This window comes from Frankia sp. Mgl5, from assembly GCF_023242985.1.
Classification (GTDB): Bacteria; Actinomycetota; Actinomycetes; order Frankiales; family Frankiaceae; genus Parafrankia; species Parafrankia soli.
In genome coordinates, this window is the sequence record NZ_JALKFY010000008.1 from 126,998 (window position 1) to 147,915 (window position 20,918).

Genomic DNA, 20,918 nt, shown 5'->3' on the forward strand with positions numbered 1-20,918 from the left:
AGCGCGATCAAACAACCGATTCCTCGGCGAGCCACAACCACCGGTTGTGCGTACCTAAGGTGAACCAGTGGACACCGAGGCATTGCGATCGTTCGTCCGGGCGGCCGAGCTCGGACAGTTGCAACATGCGGCCGACGAGCTGGGCGTGACGCAGCAGGCGGTTTCCAAGCGGATCGCCGCCCTGGAGCGCGGGCTGGAAGTCCGGCTGTTCACCCGTACCGCCCGAGGGGTTGAGCTGACGCTCGACGGTCAGGCTTTTCTCCCGCACGCGCGGAGCATCGTCACGGGTGTCGATCGCGCCATAACCGCGGTCAGGCCGGGCTCCCGGGCCCTTCGGATCGACGTTCTCGGCCTGCGAAGCGCGCAGGCCGTTGTTCTGCACGACTATTGGCGGTCGCATCCCGAAACCAACCTCGACGTGGTGACCCTCAGGGTCAACGACCCACGCGTGGCGGTCACCGCCGTCGAGGCAGGCGATATCGACGCCTCGTTCCGTACCGTCACCGACCCGGCCATGCTGCCACGCGACGTGCGGATGATCCGCGCGTTCGACTCCCCGCTGGAGCTTCTCGTCGGCCCGCGACATCCGCTCGCCTCGGCGCGAACTCTGACGCCACCGCAGCTGCGCCAGCATCGGATATGGGTGCCGGGTATCGCGCCCCGAAGTGAATGGGCGGAGTTCTACGACCAGCTCGCCACCGACTTCGACCTACGCATCGACGCGGCAGGCCCGCACTTCGGCGATGAGGTACTTTTGGACACCCTCGCGGAATCCGCAGACGTGGCCACCCTCGTCGGGGCACGCGACCGGTACATCTGGCCGACGAACCACGACCTACGCCGCATCCCTATCGTGAATCCGACGCTCGCATACCCACTCTCGCTCATCCTCCCCAGAACGAATCCACACCCAGGACTCCGCGCGATCATCACCCACCTCGGAACCCTGCCAAGGCTCCCTGAGACGGTCTGGCTCCCGTCCTGGGCAACGACGCCACGGCGCGGCGGCGGCGACATCGCGAATGTTCGCGGGTGCCAACCTCGACCAAGGTGACTCGATCGACCGCTGACCGGCCGCGCGAGAAGTAGAAGTAAGGAGAGCGCGACGCCGGCAGGGTGGTGACGTCGGGGCGGAACGGGCAGGACCAGGCGCAGATGATGTCGCGTGAGCGCCCGCCTCGGTCTGGAGTGATCCCCATGCCCGTCACCAAGGTTCTGTCCGTCGTCCCGGTAGCCGACTTCGACGCGTCGATCGCCTGGTACGAACGGCTGTTCGGCCGGCCCGCCGACGCGCGTCCGATGCCGGGGCTGGCGGACTGGCACATCAGCGACGACGCCTGGGTGCAGGTCTTCCGCGACGTCGACCACGCCGGACGATCGGCGTTGAACTTCGCCGTCGACGACCTCGAGGACGAGACGGCGGTCCTGGCCGGGCGCGGCATCACGCTCGGCGAGGTCACCGCGACGGCCAAGAACGCGAAGCTGGCCTCGGTGGCCGACCCGGCCGGCAACACCATCACCCTGATCGAGAACCCGTCGACCTGACCGACGCCGTCAAGCTACCGGTCAGGCCGGGCTCCTGAAACGCCGGCGCACCGCGTCCAGCTTCTGGTTGTTTCGTTCGACTTTCCAGAACTCCCAGCCGTTGCAACCGACTCCCCTGGCGTCCGCGGCAGCGCCCGACGGAGTCGTGAACGAGGAGCCGGACGCCGTCCGAATTCGTCCGTTGGCGAGGACCGTCGCCCGGTGCTCCACTCCGCCGCCGTGGGCTATCAGCCCTTCCTCAGGGAAGACGAGGCCGGCTCGGAGAAGATCGGCGACGGTCACACCGTAGCTTCTCCTGGTCTTTCCCCCAGCATGCGCAGGGACCGGGACGTCCTCCTGGGGGGAGAAGATGGTCAACCCGAGCGCGGCGGGCGACCAGATCCGTTCAGCCATCGCCCGGTAGAGTTCGGCCCGCTTGTCGATGAAACTCTGGACGGAATCCCCCAGAGTGTAGGGGATGAACTTGTCCTGTAGATTCTGGGCGGCAACGAACTTCCGGAACTTGACTTTTCCCCTGCCCTCGTGACTGCTCGGAGAAACCGAGGCGGCGAGCCAGTTGAATCGCGGGTAGATCTCCATCTTGTCCACCAGCGACATGCTGCCGATGCTGGCATTCTCCTCGCCGTCCAGCAGAACCAACCCGCCCAGCCTGCTCCGAAGCTTCTTGAACTCCGTGCCGGTCAATGTCCCGGTGTCGTAGATGCCGGGCTTCCTGGTGAATAGGTGCTCAATTTCGTACGGCCGCCTCCCGTTCGTTCGGGCGAGCATCCTGTCCGCTCTCTCGTGACGTTCGGTTCCCCGCTCCAGCCAGGCGGTTAGGCGGGCAAGAAAATAGAGGAGAAAGTTCCGGTTTCCGCCCTCACGATAGCCCATCGACGATATTTCTTCGAATCTCTCGTACCAACCGGCGGCGGCCGTGCCGAGTTCCCGACTGAGGGACTCCGTAGTGCGGGACTCGCGCACCCGCGGTAGCAGCGGGTCAATGACCTCGGCGAGGTCGGACGAGCCGTACGACTCTCCGCTGAGGCCACGGGTGACGACGAACAGGTCGACGAAGTTGGCCACCAGCCGGGCCTTGGCGAGGAAGACCGCTTCGGTGTCCTCCGTCCGGGCAGCCACCAGCGTGAGGTCGAACTGCCGGGTAACGCCGTTGCGGGCGTTGAACCAGATCGCCTCGAACTCGGTGCGGTACTCCCCTGCCGCCCGCAGCAGGTCCAGATACCGTCCGTGCAGCGGCTCCAGCCAGTCGGTCAATAGGCTCACGCGCGAGCCGTTCTTCCGGGCCGGCCACAGGTCGTCCTCATGCCTGGAAAGCCATTCATGAGGAGCCTGCTCACGGGCGCGCTCGGACTCCTCGGACGGGTCGACGTCGAAGTACCGCGCGTGCAACGCCGCCCGCACGAACTCGAGCGGGCCGTTCCTGTCCACCGCCTCCAACGCGGTGACCATGGATCTCCATTTCACGTCCAGCTTGTCCAGGTCGTCGCGGGCGTCGCTGAACAAGTAGTTCTTGAGGTGGTCCAGCGGGGCGAGCCGGACTCCTCGGTCGTTCATCGTGGAGAACATCTCCTGGCCGCGTTCCCGATCGCCCGCGTCCATCTCCACGAGGGAGACCCGGTGCAGCAACCAGCGGCCGAAGTAGGGAAGCAGGTCCTCTTTGATCTGCGCCGGGCAGCAGGCGAGGATGTGATTGGATGCATCCCACACCCGCCGGATGTCGGGGGAGGCCGCGTCGATGCCGAACTGGTGGTCAGCGAGCAGGGCAGCGAAGTACGGTTCGAGGTTCTCGACGCGTACGGCGAAGGACTGGTTGAGTGGTCGACCGCCGCGTATGAGTACACCCAGCTGCATTCTCAGATCGTCGACATCGTCCCGATGAGATGCGATCTTGTACAGCTGGATCAGGAGGAGGAGCAGGGTGGTGACCCGCTGCTGACCGTCAGCCAGGTAGGTCTGCCCGTTCTGCCGATAGACAATGATGGAACCCAGAAAATAGGGGTCGTATTGGTCGACGTCCCCGTAGTTGTCGGTGTCTTCCCACTGTCGAAGAAACTTGCCAGCAAGGTCGCCGATGAGTTCCTCGATCTGCGGCCGCTCCCAGGCGTAGCTGCGCTGGAAGGCGTCGAGCTGGTACGTCCGCCCGTCGAACAGCTCCTGGACCACGATGCTGTTCGCCTTGACGATCGGCTTCGTGATGCGCGCCTTGCGCACGGCCTCTCCCCACATCGTCTGGACGCCGCCAGGAGGTGCAGCCTGACTCTGGTCAGGTGACGAGTGCCTTGACCAGCACCACCTCGTCGCCGCTGCCGAACCACGAGAAACCGGACCGCACGACCCCGACCTCCTGGCCGGGACGAGGGTGGGACCCACCGACTGGCTCGTGCCGTGCGCGGTCGAACGGGACCTGGTCTCCGATCCGACCCGCCGGCTGCAGCCGGCGGCGCGCCGCCTCTTCCAAGAGCCAGTCCACGACATCCATCGCCGAACGGCCCTCCGCCACGACCAGCTCGGCCCCGCCCACGAGGTCCGCCAGGAGCACGGCCTTCTCCTGCTCGCGTTGTTCCGTCCAGCCGATCTGGGCACGGGGGCCGGTGGTCTCGGCACGTGCCAGGCTGTCGGCGATGTTGTCGACATAGGCTTGGACGAGCCAGCCGGGTGCCCGCACGCGGGCCCGCGCTGACAGCTCCGCCAGCGAGGCCTGCGAGGGCTGGGACACAGGAGACCACGCGTAGGTGGTGGGCGTCGGTTTCGAGATGTTCGGGTGTGCCTTGAGAAGGCCGCGGAGACGTTCCCACTGACGGTTGGCGTCCTCGAGCCGGACACCGGCATCGACGAGGGTGCTCCTGATCTCCTGGAGGCGGACGGGACGGCCGTACTGCCTGATGACCGCCACGAATGCCGTGCCAGCGTCTTCAGTGAACTGCTTCGCGAGTACCCGGTCACTCATCGAAACCTCGTTCAGGTCGGAGTCGTGGCCTGCCAACGGCCAGGGTGAAAGAGAATCCGCTGTCGTGCGCCAGACGGCATTTTCGCGTCAGGCGCCCGATTTCCGAAGTCATTGCCACACTCTTGTATCTTCCACCAGAATCCAACGACCCGAGGATTGCATTCCGTCTTCGAAGTACTCCAGCAGCCTGGTCGCAGATTGCGGCGTTGTTTCTCGAAATCCTAGGGATCTCACCCGCGCCAGCGGCGGCATTCCGACCTAAAACCTCACCCCCGTCACTCCACTCCCACATTTATACATCAATGCGCACCATCGACTTAAAATGCCGTTTGCGATGTATGGTCCCGTTGTGTGATATGTGGCGAAAAGCGGCTTCCGGCATGCCTGAACGAATGGTGGTACTCGAACGCAGTGGGCCCACAGGGATGACGACACTCCCGCATGGTCACCGCCCAGGACCTCGCCGGGAGTCCGCCCGCACTCGCACGCCAGACTTCACCGGCTGTCAGATGACTCAGCGGCGGATCGACAACAAGGACGGTTCCCGAAGTGGGTGCCGGTGGATACCACATTCTGCCGGGTCAGGACAGGCAGCGGACACACCAGAAGGAGAGCCCGGCGAGGGCGAGAGTGAGGGCGACATAGATTCCGGTCTCGTACCACTGGAACGGCCAGAAGCGGCTCGCCGGGTGGTAGTGCCGCGTCAGGCTACGTTCGCCCCTGTCAACGACCTGGCGTAGCTGCTTGTCTTGGGCGTGCTTGTTCCGCCAGATGATGTAGCGGCGGATCACCGATGCTTGGGCGCGGTGGTTGCGGTGGTCGGTGCCGTCCAACGCGAAGTAGCGCAGGGCGGTGAACTGGGCCTCTATGCGGTTGAGCCAGCTATTGCAGGTCGGGGTGTAGGCGATCTCGACGTTGCTCGCCGCCGCCCAGTCCCCGACCCGGCTGTCGACCCGGGTCGACAGGTGCGGGCTGAAGTTGTCACAGACGATCGCGATCCGGGCCTGGTTGAACGACACGCCCTCCTCACGGGGCAAGACCCGTAGGCCCTCATGGCTGATGTCGGCGACCACCCCCTCTGCGACCAGGAACTCGGCGAGTTTGGTCAGGCTCCAGGTCGAGAACGGCAGCTGGCGCTCGGAGGGACGGGACTTCGCGATCTTCTTGATCTCCCTGCGCTCGGGTGGGTGAACTTCCGGGGCCGCCCGCCGGCGTACTTCGAGTAAAGGGAGTCGAACCCGTCGGCGTTGAAGTTGTGGATCACATCGCGGACCCGGTCCTCCGACGTGAACGTCGCCTCGGCGATCTTCGTCAGCCTGCGTAGCTTGCCGACCGGTTCGCGGGCGTCGTCGACCCGCAGATCGACCTCGCCGCTGACCGGACGCCCGCTTCGCGTGTCGCCCGACGGCGTGGCCGGGTCGACGACCCGCAGGGCGGCGGACTGCCCGCCGCGTAGATCGCCGCCAGTCTGGTCCGCCGCAGCCAGTGCGGCGACCAACCGCGCTGGGAAGGGCTGCGTCGCCGAGGCGTCATAAGCCGCGACGGTCCGCTCAGCGACTCCGGGGTGTTCCATCAGGTTCGCCGCCACGCAGACGTCCTCGCGCCGGGCGACGCTGACCTCCGCTTCCACCCGTGGCCCTGACACGACCGCGACTCCGCCGCCGGCTGCCACGATCCCAAGCTACGCCCCGTCCGCCCCGGGCAGCCGGCAGCCGGGCCGCGACGTCGTCTGCCGACAACCCCGCGTGAAGCCAGTCGAGCGCCAAGTCCCCCCAGCGCCACGGCGAGTACACGGCTCGCGGTCGTGACCCCCAGCCACCCCGTCTCAGGGTCACGGGCCACGATCGAGACCGTCACCCGTGCAACCCTAGAGGTAGCAGCCGAACCCTCCGCTGGAGCTCTTCCCTCTGCCGGAGACCGCCCATCCCTGAGGCCGATCGGGCACCCCGGAGAACTCTGCGAGGGTGGGCCGGCGCGTGACCTCACCGGCTCGGCAGCCTTGCCGCGCTCGTCACGACAGGTTGAGCGCGTCCGCGACCGTGGCGAGATAGTCGACGTGACCGTCGGCGGAGTCCAGGCCGCGTCCCATCGTGGCCACGGAGACGTGGGTTCCGCCGGCTTTGCGCCAGGCATCGATCTCCGCCGTGAGGTCGCCTACTCCGCCCCGAGGAAGAACCACGTAATCGGCGCCGAACTCCTCGACCGACCGGCCGAGGCCGTGCAACTTCTCGCGTAGCCGCTTCCAGGCGGCCAGGGCGTGATCGACGCCGAAGCCGCCGAAGAAGACAAAACCGTCCGCGAGCCGGGCCGCCCGGTCGAACGCGGCCTCGCCGGACCCGCCGAGCCAGATCGGGACGGGCCGGGACGGCTTCGGCACGAGCGCGGCCCGGTCGACCCGGTCGAAGCGGCCGGAGAAGTCGACGACGGGTTCGGTGAACAACCGGCGAAGCAGCGTGATCTGTTCTTCCTGCCGAGCACCGCGGGTGCGGAAGTCCTGGCCGAGGGCCTCGTACTCGACGGAGTTCCAGCCGACCCCCACGCCGAGACGCAGCCGACCGCCGGACAGGAGATCGACATCGGCTGCCTGCCGGGCCACGAGTGCGGTCTGACGCTGCGGGAGAATCAGGACCCCGGTCGCGAAACCGATACGTTCGGTGATACCGGCCAGATAAGCGAACATCACGAACGGGTCGTGGAACGGGTCCTGCTCGGTGTAGGGGCCTGACAGCGCGGGCGTCCTGTCGGCATGTACGGCGCCGAGCACGTGGTCGTAGGCGAGCAGGTGGTCGAAGCCAAGGTCCTCGACGGCGGTCCCGATCCGCCGGACGGCGTTCGGATCGCCTCGAAGCTCGATCTGCGGGTAGACGACACCGATCTGCATGGACGTCATTGTGCGCTGCCGATCTTGAGAATGTTGATCGCCACCCCACTGACACGCCGGTCGGGCCGGCTCGGCCGGCTCGGCCGGGACCACACCGCGGCCGATCCTTCTACCAAACGTAGAAAGTAGACTGGACCCGGTGCAACGAAGATCGCTCGCCGCGACGTCGACCGCAGCACTCACGACCCTGACGGCAGTCGCCGTGATGATGCTGGCCGTCATTCTCGTCACGCCCCGTCCCGCCTGGGCGCACTCAACGCTACGCAGCACCGACCCGGCCGACGGGTCGACCCTGGAGGCGCCACCCACCCGGATCTCGCTGGTGTTCAGCGAGGCCGTCTGGGCGGACTATGCGACTGTCGCGGTCACCCGCGCCGGCGGCGGCCAGATCCCGGCCGATCCGCCGCAGGTCACCGACACCACCCTCTCGGTCGCGGTGCGGGACGTCACAGCGGGCGACTATCACGTCACCTGGCGTGTGGTCTCGACTGACGGGCATCCGATCAGCGGCGAGTTCTCCTTCGCGGTGGCCGCTCCCCCCGCCGCTGTGGCCACGACAGCCACACCCGAACCGGTGGCACCGCCGGGCGGCGCCACGACCCCGGGCACGGCGACCACCGCCGCGCCGCGGCCGACAGACCCCGCGCCGACGCCGCCGGCCACCTCGGAACCCGCCGGGGACGGCGGCAACGGCTGGGTCATCGGAGTGGTCATCGCCGGGCTGGCCGTACTCGGCGGCACGGTACTGCTGATCCGACGGAACCGGGAGTAGGAACCATGGCCGTTCCCGTTGTCGCGCTCGCCGCGCTGCTGGCGCTGGTGGCGCTCCTGGCCGTCGTCGCCACCGGCCCCGCGGCGGTGGACCTGCCGGGGCTGCCCGACGCCGGTTCGCTCACCCACTGGGGGCTGCCGGTCGCCCGGGTGGTCAGCGAGGTGGCCGCTGTCGGGACGGTCGGCTGGCTGCTCGCCGCCGCCGTGCTCATCCCGGCCCAGCAGGGTCGGCTCGGCGCGGCGGCACGCCGCCACGGGCGGGCCGCCGCCGCCTCGGCGGCGGTGTGGGCGGTCGCGGCGCTCGCCGAGCTGGTGTTCACCGCGTCCGACATCACCGCCCGCACCCCCGGCGACGTCCTGGACCCGGCGGCGCTGCGCTCCTTCGTCTCCGCCTCCCCGCAGGGCAGGGCGCTGCTCATCGTGGCCGTCGCGGCGCTGGTCGTCGCGCTGGTGAGCGCGACGCTGATGTCGACCATTGCCGCCGGCTGGCTGCTCGCGCTCGCCTGCGCGACGCTGCTCCCCCCGGTCGTCACCGGGCACGCGGCCGGATCGTCACAGCACGCGCTCGCCGTCATCGCGCTCGGCCTGCACATCACGGCGGCCGTGGTCTGGATGGGCGGCCTGCTGGCCCTGCTGACCATGCGGGCCCTGCCGGACACCACCTTCTTCGCCGCGTTGCGGCGCTACTCGCGGCTGGCCGCCTGGGCCGCGGGGGCCACCGCGGTCGGAGGCGTGGCCAGCGCCGCCGTCCGGCTCGGCGGGTTCGGCCCGCTGTTCGACGACCGGTACGGCCTGCTGGTGCTCGGCAAGGCCGCCGGCCTCCTCACCGCCGTCGCGCTCGGCGGCCTCGTGCGCCGCAGGATGATCACCGCCGCCGCGACCGGGGACCGCCCGGACGCGAGCACCGCCACGAACGCGGAGGCGAGCGCGAACACTGACGCGGACGCGGACGCGGACGCGGGCACGCCGTCCCGGCTGAGCGCGTTCCGGCGGCTCGCCATGGTCGAGATCTGCGTCCTCGCGGCGACGTTCGGCCTGGCCGCGGGTCTGTCGCAGACGGCGCCGCCGGTGAACGACTCGGCGCTGCCGACCGACCCCACCGAGGCCCTGCTCGGCTACCCGATGCCCCCGGCGATCACCCCCGGACGGCTCCTCTCCTCCTGGCGCCCCGACTGGGTGTTCCTCGGCCTGGTCGCCCTCGCCGCCGGCCTGTACCTGGCCGGGGTCATCCGGCTGGCGCGCCGCGGCGACAGCTGGCCGGTCGGCCGCACGGTCGGGTTCCTCACCGGACTCGCCCTGGTCGTCGTCGTGACGTCCGGCGGCCTCGGGGTCTACGGGCCGGTGCTGCTCAGCGTGCACATGACCCAGCACATGATCCTCACGATGCTGGCGCCGATCCCGCTGGTACTCGGCGCGCCGATCACCCTCGCGCTGCGCGCGCTGCGTCCGGCGTCCGCGCCGTACCGCGCCGGGCCACGCGAGTGGCTGCTCGCCGGGCTGCACTCCTGGCCCGCACGGGTGGTGACCCATCCGCTGTTCGTCACCGCGAACTTCGCCGGCAGCCTGTACGTGCTGTACCTGAGCGACCTGCTCGGCTACCTGATGAACAGCCACCTCGGCCACTTCGCGATGAACGCCCACTTCCTGATGACGGGCTTCTACTTCTTCGAGGTCCTCATCGGCGTCGACCCGCTGCCGAAGCGGCCGCCGCACCCCGGACGGGTGCTGATGCTGATGGCCGTGGTCCCGTTCCACGCCTTCCTCGGGCTCACGATCATGAGCACGTCCACGGTGCTGGGCAGCAGCTGGTACGAGCAGCTCGTCCGCCCCTGGGGGGTGAGCCCGCTGCACGACCAGGGCACGGCCGGGGGGATCACCTGGTCGTTCGGGGAGATCCCGACCCTGGTGGTGCTACTCGTCCTGGCAGTGCAGTGGGCCCGCACTGACGAGCGCCGCGCCCGCACCCGCGAACGCCGCGTCGACGCCTCCGGGGTGGACGCGCAGCTCGACGCCTACAACGCCTACCTGGCCCGCCTCAGCGGGGAACGGCCCGCACCGGCCGCGACGCCGACCGTCCCACCGGTACCGGCGCAGCGCGGCGACACCGGCTCCCCCACCGGCGGACCGGGCTCCTGACCGCGCCAACAGTCCCGGCTCGCAAAGGGAGGAGGTGTCCGTGCGCCATTCGTTCGCGGAGGTGACGATCGTCCGGCACGGCCAGAGCACCGCCAACGTCGCTTTCGCGGCGGCGGAGGCGGCGGGGCGGACCGAGTCCGGCATCACCGGCCGTGACATCGACGTCCCGCTGGCCCCGCTCGGCCGAGCGGAGGCGGCCGCGCTGGGACGGGGCCTCGCCGCGCGTCCGCCCATCGTGAATCGGCCTGAGGTTGTCGTCTGCTCCCCCTACCGGCGCGCGCTCCAGACCTGGGAGATCGCCGCCACCACCGCGGACGCCGCCGGGCTGCGGCTCCCGGCGCCTGCCGTGGACGACCGGCTGGGTGACCGGCTGATGGGACGGTTGGAGCTGCTGACATCCACAGCGATCGCGGAACGCTTTCCCGCCGAGGCCGAACGGAGCCGTGCCGCGGGGATGTTCGCCTACCGGCCACCAGGTGGTGAGTCCTTCGGTGACATCGCGGTCCGCCTCACTGCGCTGCTGGAAGATCTGGATCGCCGCCATTCAGGCCGTCGGATGTTCCTCGTCGCGCACGACGCCGTGGTGCTCATGACGCGGTACGTGATCGAGAACCTGTCCTTCGACGACCTCGCCGCGACAGTCGCCGAGGGGCCGGTGGTCAACGCGGCGATCACCCGGTTCGTCCACGACGGCGACCGGCTGACACTGGCGGAGTACAACACGGCCACTCATCTTTCCGACCTTGCCCGGCCGCACGGGGATCCACCTCGCCAAGGCGGGTGACGGTGCCACCGCTGAACGCAGTGGCGTACATCGCCGGGATCTGGCAGTTTCACCGCATGCCCGGCATCGACATGCAGCCCCGTTCAGTGGACGACCTGCTCCGGCTGGAGGCCACGGACGCGCTTCCGAAGTTCCTGTTCTTCTGGGGTCACCGGCCGCCCGTCGACGGCAGTGTCGGAAAGGGCTGCCTCAGCCAGTGGTGGCCGGCCGGGTTCACCGTCGGTGCCGCGAGCTACCTCAGTGCCGAGCATTTCATGATGGAGCAGAAGGCCCGGTTGTTCGGCGACGAGGCAGCCGCCGAGCAGATACTCGCCGCGACGAGCCCAGGTGAGGCGAAGGTGCTGGGCCGCCAGGTCCGCGGCTTCGACGAGGAGGTCTGGGCGAGCAGTCGCCACGGCATCGTCGTGCGCGGCAACACCGCGAAGTTCGCCCAGCACCCCGCGCTACGCGAGTTCCTCCTCGGTACCGGCGTGCGGACGCTCGTCGAGGCCAGTCCGGTCGACCGGATCTGGGGAATCGGTGTTGCGGCCGACGACCAGCGGGCGGGCCGTCCGAGTGCCTGGCCGGGCCTGAACCTCCTCGGCTTCGCGCTCATGGAGGTACGCGCCCTGCTGGCCGCATCCACGCCGACAGCGACGTCCTGACTCCGAACGGCGCGACGAAGCGTAGGGAGACCGCCGCTGGTTGCCGGGCTGGCGCATCTGACCGAGGCGGCACGATCTGGACGCGGAGTGACGTGAGCCCGCAGAGCGCAACGACCGCCGCACCGCCGCTGCAGGTGGGCGTCTACATCGATGGCTTCAACCTCTGTTTCGGCGGACGCGGGCTGATGGGCGGAACAAGCGGGCGTGGCGCATGCCAAGCTCATCTTCTAGACCACCCGGCCCCCTCGTGGGCCGGGTTTTTCAGTTCGCCGGCGGCATCACTCGTCGGCGGGGCCATCGAGCCCCGTGAGGTTGGCAGCGCCGACCGGCTGCCCAGCCGCACCGGTGTCGCGGACCGCGTGTCGGGCGGACTGGGCGTCGAGGTGGCGGCGGGTGAACACCCAGCTGATCTCCAGCGCGATGCCGCCGGCCAGGGCGACGGCCGCGCCCGTCCACGGGCCGGTGGTGCCCACGAGCGAGAGCTGGAAGAACTCCTGCCCGTACGGGACGGCCAGCACGACCGCGAACGCGAGCGCCATCGTCACGACGAGCAGGATCCGCCACCAGGTGTAGGGCCGGGCGACGATCGCCAGCGCCCACAGGGCGACGAGGAACAGGGTGAGCGTCGCCATCGACGTCTCGGCGTCGAGGTCGCCGTCGTAGATGGAGCGGGCGAGGAAGTAGGAGGCCAGGGTCGCGGCGGCGGCGAGCACCCCGGCGGGCAGCGCGAAGCGCAGGACCCGGCCGACGAAGTCCGGGCGGGCCCGTTCGGCGTTCGGGGCCAGGGCCAGGAAGAAGGCGGGGATCCCGATCGTGAGTGATCCGATCAGGGTCAGGTGACGGGGCAGGAACGGGTAGGGCACCTGCGTGATCACCACGACGATGGCGAGCAGCACCGAGTAGACCGTCTTGGTCAGGAACAGGTTCGCGACCCGCTCGATGTTGCCGATCACCCGCCGCCCCTCGCCGACGACCGAGGGCAGGGTGGCGAAGCTGTTGTTCAGCAGGACGATCTGGGCGACCGCCCGGGTGGCCTGGCTCCCGGAGCCCATCGAGACGCCGATGTCGGCGTCCTTGAGGGCGAGCACGTCGTTGACACCGTCGCCGGTCATCGCGACGGCGTGCCCGCGGGACTGCAGTGCGGCGACCATCTCCCGCTTCTGCTGCGGGCTGACCCGACCGAAGACCGAGTTCGCCTCCAGGACGTCGGCGAGGGCCTCCGGGTCGGCGGGGAGCGTGCGGGCGTCCACCGGGTTCTCGGCTCCGGGCAGGCCGAGGGTGTGGGCGACGGCGCCGACGGACAGGGCGTTGTCTCCCGAGATGATTTTGGCGGCGACGCCCTGCTCGGCGAAGTAGCGCAGCGTGTCCGAGGCGTCGGCCCGCAGGCGCTGCGCGATGACGACCAGGGCGACCGGGGTGGTCAGTCCAGGGACCTCGGCGGGGTCGGCCACGGCCTCGGCGAGGGTCGCGCCGTAGGTGGCGAGCAGCAGGACGCGCAGGCCCTGCTCGCCGAACCGGTCGGCCTCGGCGAGCGCCGGATGGCTCTCCGGGAGGAGCACGTCCGGTGCACCGAGCAGCCAGGTGGCCGCCGAGCCGTCCGGGTCGGCCGGGTCGGTGATCTCGGCGCCGCTCCACTTGCGCGCCGAGGAGAACGGCATGTCGGCCTGGATGGTCCAGCCGGCGGGCGCCGGCCAGGCGTCGATGATCGCCTGCATGCTGGGGTTGGGACGTCTGTCCGCGGCACCGAGGGTGCCGAGCACCGCTTCGGCGGTCGCCTCGCTCCCGTCGGTCTCCTTGCCTCCGCCGGCCCCGGTGTCGTCGTCGAGCATGCGCAGCTCGACGACGTCCATCGCGGCTTCGGTGAGGGTGCCGGTCTTGTCCAGGCAGACGACGTCGACCCGGGCCAGCCCCTCGATCGCCGGCAGTTCCTGGACGAGGCACTGGCGGCGGCCAAGCCGGACCACGCCGACCGCGAACGCCACCGAGGTGAGCAGGACCAGGCCCTCGGGCACCATCGGGACGAGGCCGGCGACCATCCGGCGGATGCCCTCCGCCAGGTCGTCGTCGTTCACCAGGATCTGGCTGATGATCAGCGCCACCCCGGTCGGGATGATCATCCAGGTGACGACCCGCAGGATGGTGTTGATGCCGTTGCGGAGCTGGGAGTGGACCAGGGTGAAGCGGCTCGCCTCCTCGGCGAGCTGGGCGGCGTAGGCGGCGCGGCCGACGCGGGTCGCGCGGAACGCGCCGGACCCGGCGACGACGAAGCTCCCCGACATGACCGTGTCGCCGGGACGTTTGTGCACCGGGTCGGCCTCGCCGGTGAGCAGCGACTCGTCGACCTCGAGGTTCTCCGCCTCGAGGACGAGCCCGTCCACGGCGATCTTGTCGCCCGAGCCGAGCTCGACGACGTCGTCGAGAACGATCTCGGACGCCGCGAGCTCGGCGGCGACGCCGTCACGCCGGACGACCGGGCGGGCCTCGCCGACGACGGCGAGCCGGTCGAGGGTCCGCTTGGCGCGGATCTCCTGAATGACGCCGATCAGGGTGTTGGCGATGATCACGCCGCCGAACAGGGCGTCCTGGACGGGGCCGACGATCACGATGAAGACGAAGAGCACGCCGATGATCGCGTTGATCCGGGTGAGGACGTTCGCCCGGACGATCTCGCCGACCGACCGGCTGGAACGGACCGGGATGTCGTTCACCCGGCCGTCGGCGACCCGCTCCGCGACCTCGGCGGCGCTCAGGCCACGCGCGTCAGTGCCAAGGTCGGTGTCGGTGTCGGTGTCGGTGTCGACACCGGTGTCCGTGTCGGCGCCGGGATCCGTGTCGAGGTCGGTCGCCGTGCGCGGCTCGTCCCGGGGGTCGTCCTGTTCGGTGGACGCGGACGTCGTGGCCGCTGGCCGGTCCATCGTCACTCACTTTCGGTCGGTCGGTCCTCGGGGATCCCGGGTGTCCCTGGGTGTGTGTCCCCCGAGCGCCAACGGTATTGGACACCCCGCCGCCGACAGTTCGGGCCTCCCGGGCCGCTCAGGCCGGCGTCGCCGGGATCCTGCCGCCGAGCACGAGCGCGAGCAGCAGCAGCCCGAGGCCGATCCGGTACACGACGAACGGCGCGAAACCGTGCGCCGAGACGTACCGGAGGAACCAGGCGATCGCCGCGTACCCGACGACGAACGCCACGACGCTCGCGCCGACCAGCGGGCCCCAGGCCGGCTCGCCCGCCCGCCCGCCGGCCGCGCCCGTCGCGGGCGTCGCGGGCGTCGCGCCGTGCGGCCGGACCTCGCGGTAGAGACGGTGGAGCCCGAAGGTTCCCGACACCAGGACGGCGGGAACGGCCAGCAGGAACGAATAGCGCGCGGCCGCCTCCCGGGAGTAGCGCAGCAGGAGACCGCCGCCGATGGTCGCCCCCGAGCGGGACACCCCCGGCATCAGCGCGGCGGCCTGCGCGAGTCCGATCAGGAGCCCGTCGCGCACGGACAGCTCCGCCAGCGGCCGGCCGCCGCGCGGCGCACCGCCGATGGTCATGGCACCGCCGCGCGCCGCGCGCCGGGCTGTCAGGCTGTCGGCGACGCCGAGCAGCGCGCCGACGCCGGCCAGGGCGCCCGCGGTCAGCCGCAGATCACGGAACCGGCCTTTGATGACGTCCTCGAAGAGGTACCCGACGGCTCCGATCGGCACGGTACCGAAAATGATCAGCCAGGCGAGCCGGGCGTCCGCGGCCAGCGCCGGATCCGGCGCTGGATTCGAGTACGACCCCGACCCCGGCCTCATCTCCGGCCCCGGTCGCGCGCCACGCGCCGTGAGCTGCCCCGGGACCGGGCCGGCAAGCGACCGCAGCCAGGCGCGGCCGAGGCGGGCGATGTCGGCGCGGAGGTAGACCATCACGGCGGCGGCCGTGCCGAGCTGGGTGACGGCGGTGAACGCGGCGCCGGGGTCGTCCCAGCCGGCCAACGCGGCCACGACCCGCAGATGCGCGCTCGAGGAGACCGGCAGGAACTCGGTGAGTCCCTGGACCAGACCGAGGACCGCGCCTTCCGCCCAGTTCACTGCAGGATTCCGTTCACCGGGAGCACCGTATCGGCCCGCACGCGGCCGTCGGGTGCCGGCTTCTCCGCCTGGCCATCCACTCGAGCCCCGCCCGTCACCTCACGTTAACCAGGCTGGCTCACCGTAACCGCAATGCCATCTGCTGCTGGAAAGGAGGCGGGGTCATGACGGAGCTTCTCGCTGGTCTGGTCGTCGAGGCGGTCGGAACGGTGCTCGTCCTGCTGGTCACCGGGCTGGTTCGCCGCTGGCTGGGCGCTTCGCCCGCGGCGGGCGCGGTCTGACCCCACTGCCACCACGGTCGCCACGGACGCGGAGACCACCGCGATCGTCCAGCCGACCGGGCCGACGGGCCGGCAGCCGAACAGGGTGCTGACCACGGGGGTCTGCACGATCCCGGCGAGCACCGCGAAGCTCCCGGCCGCCGTGGCGATCACGAGCGGGTCCCGGCCGGCCAGGGCGAGCGTCTGCCCGAGCTGCGATCCGACGACGGCCAGCAGCGCCACGGTCGAGGCCCGTCCCGGGGTGCCGGTCCGTCGGGCGACGGCCCAGGCGGCGGTCGCCGCGCCCGCGGTGGTCGCGCCGCGGAGCAGGATCGCGCGGCGCAGCGGGCCGGCGAGGATCGTGTCGGCGGAGTGCGGCGGGTCGCCGCCGCGGCCGCGCACCGCCAGCGCCATCGCGGGCGCCATGTCCGTCAGCAGGTTGACCAGCAGGAGCTGACGCGGGCTCAGCGGCGCCCGGCCCGCCACGGCCGCGCCGAGCAGCGTGAAGGCGACCTCGCCCGCGTTCCCGCCGACCAGCACCGACACCGCGTCGGTGACGGACTGCCACATCCGCCGGCCCTCGATGACGGCGTCTGCCAGCCGGTCGACGTCGGCGGTGGTGAGCAGCAGGTCGGCGGCCCCGGTCGCCGCCGCCGACCCGCGTCCCTGGACGGCGACGCCGACGTCCGCCGCGCGGATCGCGGCCGCGTCGTTGGTGCCGTCACCGGTCATCGCCACCGTGCGGCCCTGCCGGCGCAGGGTCATCACGAGCCGTACCTTCTGCTCCGGGGAGATCCGGGCGAAGACCGCGGCGGTGCCGACCCGGCGGCCGAACTCCTCGTCCCCGAGCTGGTCGAGCTCGGGCCCGGTGACGACGGCGCCGGCGGTGACGCGGAGCCCGACCTCGGCGGCGATCGCGGCCGCGGTGCCCGGATGATCGCCGGTGACGACGAGGACGCGCAGACCGGCACCGGTCAGCCGGTGGATCGCGGGGGCGGCCGTCGGGCGCGGCGTGTCCGCCAGCCCGACGAATCCGACGAGTTCCAGATCCCGCATGAGCGCGTCCGGGATGTCGACCGGCCCGCACGCCACCACGGCCCGCTGCGCCGGCGGCACCGATGGTGCCGGCGGTGCCGATGGTGCGGGCGGTGCCGGGGGCTGCGGGTGGAAGGGCTTCGAACGAGCCACAGCGAGCACACGCAGGCCCCGCGCGGCGAGCGCGTCGACCGTGCGGTGGGCCGCCGCGACGTCCCGGGCGGGCATCCGGCAGCGGTCGAGCAGCGTCTCCGGCGCCCCCTTGACCGCCAGCACCATGGCGTCACCGGCCTGCACCATCGTGACGGCGTAGCCACGCGCGGTCTCGAACGGCAGCTCGGCGAGTCGGCGGCCCAGCGGTTCCAGCGGCTCCGCCGCGGCCAGCACGGCACGGTCGGTGGCGTGCGGGATGGGCCCGTCCGGCCGGGGGCTCGCCGCGCCGGCGACGCGAAGCACGTCATCCCGGGACGCACCGCCCACCACCGCGACCTCGCGCAGCACCAGGCGGCCCTCGGTGAGCGTGCCGGTCTTGTCGAAGCAGACGGTGTCGATCCGGCCCAGCGCCTCGACGGTGCGCGAGGAGCGCACGAGCACGCCGAGGCGGGCGAGTCGGCGGGCGGCCGCGACCTGGGCGACCGTGGCGACGAGGGGCAGACCCTCCGGCACGGCGGCGACGGCCACCGCCACCCCCGCGCCGAGCGCCTCCCGCGCCCCGGCCCCGCGCAGCACCGACAGGGCGGTCACCGCGAGCCCGCTGGCCGCGGTCAGCGGCAGCGCGAGCCGGGTGAGATCACCCAGCCGGTTCTGCACGCCCACCGGCGCCGCCGTGCCGACCACGGCGGCGCTCGCGCGGCCGGCCTCGGTGGCCTCGCCGACGGCGACGACGATTCCCCGGCCCGTGCCGGCGAGCACGGTCGTCCCCTCGAAGAGCATGCAGCTGCGGTCGGCGAGATCGGCGGACGGCGTCGGCTCGACGGACTTGCCGACGGGGACGGACTCGCCGGTCAGCGACGCCTCGTCGACCTCGAGGGTGTCCGCGGCGAGCAGCCGCGCGTCGGCGGGGACGACGTCCCCGGCCCGCACCAGGATCCGGTCACCTGGCCGCAGCTCGTCGGCCGGCAGTACGCGGAGGCCACCGGTCGTCTCGACCCGGGCGAGCGCGAGGTGGCGCGCCATCAGTCCGCGCATCGCGGCCTCGGCGCGGGCCCGCTGCGCACCGCTGAGAACGGCGTTCGTCACCGAGACCCCGGCCACCAGCGCCGCGTCGACCGTCGAGCCGAGGACGGCGCTGGCCGCCGCGCCCACCATCAGCACCGGTACGAGCGGGTCCCGCAGGTCCGCGACGACCGCGGCGCCGAGCTCCCGGGCACCCTTCCCGAACGACCTGACCGTCGGGTGGGCGCCGGCGCCGTCCGATCGGACCCCGCCCGGCTCCGCCGGGTCGCGCGGTGCGGCGGGCAGCCGGCGGCGCACCGCCTCCGCGTCCAGCGCATGCCAGTCCGTACGCCGCACCGGCGCCGGCGGTGGACGTCGGTCCGCGCGGGACGCGGCCACGAGACCCTCCGCCATCGAGCTGACCGCGGCGGCGCTCACCGGGCCGCCCCGGGCCAGCGCTCCGGCCAGTGACCGGCCTGGACGTCCGGAGGCTCCCCCGCCGACGACGGTGGTCAGGGCGGACAGCGCCGAACCGGACACCGCCAGGGAGGCCGCCCGGCGGCTGGTCGCCCGGGCCGGCACCGGGTACTGCAGCACCCGCCACACGTCGGCGAGCCCGCGCGCGCAGAGCAGGTCCGCGCACCAGGGCGGCCGCTCCCCGGGACGGACAAGCCCGACACCGACGTCGGCGACGTGCAGCGCGTCCGTGTCGGAGCCGCAGCCGACCACGAGGACGACCGCGCCCCTGGCCTGCGCCCGCCACACCTCGGTCGCCAGATCCGTCCCGCCGCGTACCCGTGCGTCGACGAGCGGGGTGAACTCGGCGGTGCTGACGTGCTCGCCGAGCAGGACGCTGCCGCAGGCGCGCGCCGCCCGCAGCACCGCCTCCGCGTGCCCGTCCGTCTCGACACCGACGAGCCCGCTCACCACGGGCCGGGTGCCGCGCAGCTCCACAGGCAGGCCGTCGGGGTCGGCCGCCCGGCGGGTCCCGCGGGCGTGCGCGGCGACGAGCCGGACGGCGCCGTCCCGGGCCACGACCGCGCCGGGGCGGAACGGGCGCCACACGTCCAGCCCGTCCACGAGGGCGTCGACGGCCGTCCAGCTGGGGCCGTCCGGTGCCGAGAGCACCCGCGCCGTGCCGGACAGCAGGGCGGCCGGCGACACCACCACGGTGTCGACACGGTCGAGGCGGCGCAGGCACGACCGCTCCAGCGCCAGTACGTCGTGACCGGCCAGCCGGCGGCCCGTCGTCGCGGCGAACACCTCCCGGCCCAGCCACGCGGCGCGGGGAACGGTGGTGAGGAGCAGGTCGCCGGCGAGCACCGGCGACCCGGACACCGCCAGGGTCGCCGCGCCGAGTGCCAGCCCGGCCGCGGCCATCCGGTCGGCGCACCGCTCCACCGGGCCGGCCGGCAGCGGGCGCGGCCGTCGCTCCCGCGCGACCTCACCGAGACGGCCGAGGGCCGCGCTGTGCGCGCCGCGGGTCGCCCGGCCCAGCTCGGGTTCTAGCCGGGTGAACGCGGCCCGCGCGGCGAGGAGCTCTCCCAGCGTGGCACAGCGGTGCGCCGCGCCCACGAGGATCATGTCGGGGCTCTGGCTGAGCGCGGCGACCCCCGCGTTCGCCAGGCCGATCGCGAGGTCGGTGCCCGTGCGGCCGAGCCCGCGCTCGACGGCGCGCCGGGCCCGCGGCTGGTGGTCGACCAGCGCCACGGCCGCGGCGGCGGCGCGCGGCACCGCCGGCAGCCGCAGCAACCGTCCGGCCACGGCGAAACCGAAGGCGGCGGCGTCCACGCCGAGCGCGACGAGCTCGGCGGCGACCGGTCCGGGATCACCGGGGTGCCCGTTCCGATCCTGCCCCCGCGGCCGGGCGCGCGGCTCCCCGGCTGACGGGGCTTCTGTCGACAGGGCTCTGGTCAACGGGGCTTCGGTGGCGGGCCGCGGTCGCGCCGCGGCGGCGTTCTCCACCTCGGCCACGGCGTCGACCACGTCAGCGACGTCGACCGCGTCAGCGTCGAAGGCGATCAGGAGACGACCGAGGCCCTCGTCGACCTCGGCCCAGTCGACTCCCTCAAGCGCCCGGACGGCGGCGGCCGCGTGGTCGTGCACGTCCCGCCGGAGCAGCTCGATGTGGGCGGAGCCAGCGCCGCACCACACCGCGCGGGGCCGCCGCGATGGCCGGTGAAGCTCCGCGACAAGCGCCCGCGCGGCGCTGCGAGGCGAGGGCAGCGGGAGGCGCCCCACCACCGGTCAGGCGCTCGGCGAACGGCGGACGGTGCCGCCGTCGCGGCCCGCGCTCACGGGCCGGCTGTGCTGGGAGACATAGGTACCCGCGGCGATCGCGGCCGCGATCGGCCACTCGATGATCTCGACGGCGGCCAGCGCGCCGAGGCCCGCGTAGTAGGCGGTCCGCTTCGCCGACGGGAGGGCGAGCGGCCCGATCCGGACGCCGTCGGTCCGCGGTGGCGGCGCCACCTCCAGCCGCGCGGTGACATAGGGCAGGCGCACGACAACGACCCGCCCAGCCCGCTCCCGGCGCCCACGAAACAGCTTCTGGACGGCGGTGACCGCCGACGCGGCCGCTCCGGGAACCGTGCCAGCCGCCCGGGACACGACCGACCGGGACGTCGTCGACCGGGCCCCTGCCGGCCGCGCCGCCGCCGGCCGGGCCGCCGCCGGCCGGGCCGCCGCCGGCCGGGCCGCCGCCGGC

The 20,918-nt window shown here is 71.9% G+C and carries 13 protein-coding genes and 2 pseudogenes; 6 read left to right on the plus strand and 9 right to left on the minus strand.

The genetic code is table 11. The annotated features are described in order from the left end of the window. Positions 1 to 67 precede the first annotated feature (67 nt). Both MXD62_RS06370 and MXD62_RS06375 read left to right on the plus strand, forming a co-directional pair. Positions 68 to 1,054: a LysR family transcriptional regulator gene (locus tag MXD62_RS06370; protein ID WP_248828494.1), complete on the plus strand. Its 987-nt coding sequence runs from the start codon at positions 68 to 70 to the stop codon at positions 1,052 to 1,054. A gap of 143 nt (positions 1,055 to 1,197) precedes the next feature. After that, positions 1,198 to 1,545, plus strand: coding sequence for a VOC family protein (locus MXD62_RS06375; RefSeq protein ID WP_248828495.1), 348 nt, complete (start codon positions 1,198 to 1,200; stop codon positions 1,543 to 1,545). 21 nt (positions 1,546 to 1,566) lie between these two features. Here MXD62_RS06375 and MXD62_RS06380 read toward each other — a convergent pair whose 3' ends face one another. From MXD62_RS06380 to MXD62_RS06400, 5 genes and pseudogenes are all read right to left on the minus strand, one after another. Continuing rightward, positions 1,567 to 3,756, minus strand: a complete 2,190-nt coding sequence (locus tag MXD62_RS06380; protein WP_248828496.1) for a DUF262 domain-containing protein — start codon at positions 3,754 to 3,756, stop codon at positions 1,567 to 1,569. 52 nt (positions 3,757 to 3,808) lie between these two features. Next, positions 3,809 to 4,492: a hypothetical protein gene (locus MXD62_RS06385; RefSeq protein WP_160144392.1), complete on the minus strand. Its 684-nt coding sequence runs from the start codon at positions 4,490 to 4,492 to the stop codon at positions 3,809 to 3,811. A 707-nt stretch (positions 4,493 to 5,199) separates the two neighbouring features. Further along, positions 5,200 to 5,852 (minus strand): annotated as a pseudogene (locus MXD62_RS40095) (helix-turn-helix domain-containing protein); the annotation flags it as partial. Beyond that, positions 5,826 to 6,164, minus strand: a pseudogene (locus tag MXD62_RS40100) (DUF1028 domain-containing protein); the annotation flags it as partial. The pseudogenes MXD62_RS40100 and MXD62_RS40095, both read right to left, overlap by 27 nt. Positions 6,165 to 6,503: 339 nt before the next feature. Next, on the minus strand, positions 6,504 to 7,373 hold the full coding sequence (locus tag MXD62_RS06400; RefSeq protein ID WP_248828499.1) for an LLM class F420-dependent oxidoreductase: 870 nt from the start codon (positions 7,371 to 7,373) through the stop codon (positions 6,504 to 6,506). A gap of 139 nt (positions 7,374 to 7,512) precedes the next feature. Between MXD62_RS06400 and MXD62_RS06405 the strand changes: the two genes are divergently transcribed. From MXD62_RS06405 to MXD62_RS06420, 4 genes are all read left to right on the plus strand, one after another. Continuing rightward, on the plus strand, positions 7,513 to 8,145 hold the full coding sequence (locus MXD62_RS06405) for a copper resistance CopC family protein (protein ID WP_248828500.1): 633 nt from the start codon (positions 7,513 to 7,515) through the stop codon (positions 8,143 to 8,145). A gap of 5 nt (positions 8,146 to 8,150) precedes the next feature. Continuing rightward, entirely contained in the window at positions 8,151 to 10,280 is a 2,130-nt protein-coding gene (locus MXD62_RS06410) for a cytochrome c oxidase assembly protein (RefSeq protein ID WP_248828501.1), read from the plus strand. A 40-nt stretch (positions 10,281 to 10,320) separates the two neighbouring features. Then, the gene (locus tag MXD62_RS06415) at positions 10,321 to 11,064 is read left to right on the plus strand and encodes a histidine phosphatase family protein (RefSeq protein ID WP_248828502.1); all 744 of its coding nucleotides are present in this window, start codon (positions 10,321 to 10,323) and stop codon (positions 11,062 to 11,064) included. A gap of 71 nt (positions 11,065 to 11,135) precedes the next feature. Next, positions 11,136 to 11,708: an NADAR family protein gene (locus MXD62_RS06420; RefSeq protein WP_251081347.1), complete on the plus strand. Its 573-nt coding sequence runs from the start codon at positions 11,136 to 11,138 to the stop codon at positions 11,706 to 11,708. Positions 11,709 to 11,986: 278 nt separating this feature from the next. On the opposite strand, the gene MXD62_RS06425 is transcribed toward MXD62_RS06420, so the two are convergent. The 4 genes from MXD62_RS06425 to MXD62_RS06440 form a co-directional block, all read right to left on the minus strand. Then, positions 11,987 to 14,623: a cation-translocating P-type ATPase gene (locus tag MXD62_RS06425; protein ID WP_248828504.1), complete on the minus strand. Its 2,637-nt coding sequence runs from the start codon at positions 14,621 to 14,623 to the stop codon at positions 11,987 to 11,989. Positions 14,624 to 14,741: 118 nt separating this feature from the next. Further along, positions 14,742 to 15,761, minus strand: a complete 1,020-nt coding sequence (locus MXD62_RS06430) for an undecaprenyl-diphosphate phosphatase (protein WP_248828505.1) — start codon at positions 15,759 to 15,761, stop codon at positions 14,742 to 14,744. Positions 15,762 to 15,865: 104 nt separating this feature from the next. Further along, complete coding sequence (locus MXD62_RS06435) at positions 15,866 to 20,365, minus strand: cation-translocating P-type ATPase (RefSeq protein ID WP_248828506.1); 4,500 nt, start codon at positions 20,363 to 20,365, stop codon at positions 15,866 to 15,868. A 93-nt stretch (positions 20,366 to 20,458) separates the two neighbouring features. Beyond that, a complete protein-coding gene (locus MXD62_RS06440) occupies positions 20,459 to 20,716 on the minus strand; it encodes a hypothetical protein (RefSeq protein WP_248828507.1) in 258 nt (85 codons plus the stop codon). Positions 20,717 to 20,918 lie beyond the last annotated feature (202 nt).

Bases quoted from the DNA above. Each gene is read 5' to 3' on its own strand.
- MXD62_RS06375 (WP_248828495.1), top strand. From the start codon at position 1,198: ATGCCCGTCACCAAGGTTCTGTCCGTCGTCCCGGTAGCCGACTTCGAC.
- MXD62_RS06385 (WP_160144392.1), bottom strand. From the start codon at position 4,492: ATGAGTGACCGGGTACTCGCGAAGCAGTTCACTGAAGACGCTGGCACG.
- MXD62_RS06400 (WP_248828499.1), bottom strand. From the start codon at position 7,373: ATGCAGATCGGTGTCGTCTACCCGCAGATCGAGCTTCGAGGCGATCCG.
- MXD62_RS06410 (WP_248828501.1), top strand. From the start codon at position 8,151: ATGGCCGTTCCCGTTGTCGCGCTCGCCGCGCTGCTGGCGCTGGTGGCG.
- MXD62_RS06420 (WP_251081347.1), top strand. From the start codon at position 11,136: ATGCAGCCCCGTTCAGTGGACGACCTGCTCCGGCTGGAGGCCACGGAC.
- MXD62_RS06425 (WP_248828504.1), bottom strand. From the start codon at position 14,623: ATGGACCGGCCAGCGGCCACGACGTCCGCGTCCACCGAACAGGACGAC.